This window comes from Paralimibaculum aggregatum, from assembly GCF_030270585.1.
Taxonomy (GTDB): domain Bacteria; phylum Pseudomonadota; class Alphaproteobacteria; order Rhodobacterales; family Rhodobacteraceae; genus Thermohalobaculum; species Thermohalobaculum aggregatum.
On record NZ_BSYI01000128.1, the window covers coordinates 1 to 647 of the forward strand.

The 647-nt window shown below is 66.6% G+C and carries 1 protein-coding gene; it reads left to right on the top strand.

The window, feature by feature from the left end; all coding sequences use genetic code 11:
- On the top strand, positions 1–647 hold a 647-nt coding region (locus QSJ97_RS24610; RefSeq protein WP_491630633.1), incomplete at both ends, for an EF-hand domain-containing protein.

The window sequence follows — 647 nt, forward strand, 5'->3', positions numbered from 1 at the left end:
GCCGAGGAGATCGGCGGCTACGACGCGGACAACCCGTTCACGGTTTCCGGTCTCGACCAGGACACCAACGGCGACGGCCGGATCGATGCCGACACGCTGCGCCTGACCGGCGACGCCTCGGTGCGGATCGACGTGACCGATTTCCGCGAGCAGCTCGAGGGCATCGACATCGACGGCTCGGGCGTGATCGAGTTCGACGAGCAGGACCAGGCGTTCCGCGACATCATCGACGTCTCGGGCTTCGAGATCATCGATGCGCATCCGCGCGGCGACGCGCTGCTGAACCCGACGCTGACCCGCGGCGATGCCAGCAACATCGGCTTCTCGGGCAATCTCTACTTCGACGGCACCGGCTATGACGGCACCGGCACCGACCTGAACGGCAACATCGTGCTGGGCGGCTACGGCACCGACACGATCTTCACCGGCAACGGCAACGACTTCGTGTCGTCGGGCGGTCTGGACGACATCATCAAGACCGGCCGCAACGCCGACTTCATCTACCAGGAGCTGTCGCGTCTCGACGACGCGTTCTCGGGCGATGACGGCGAGATCGACGGCGGCGCGACCTTCGACGACGACGCCTCGGCGGATTCCGACTGGCTGCTGCTGGAGGCCTCGGACGACGAGGAGCCGGTGACGGTGAC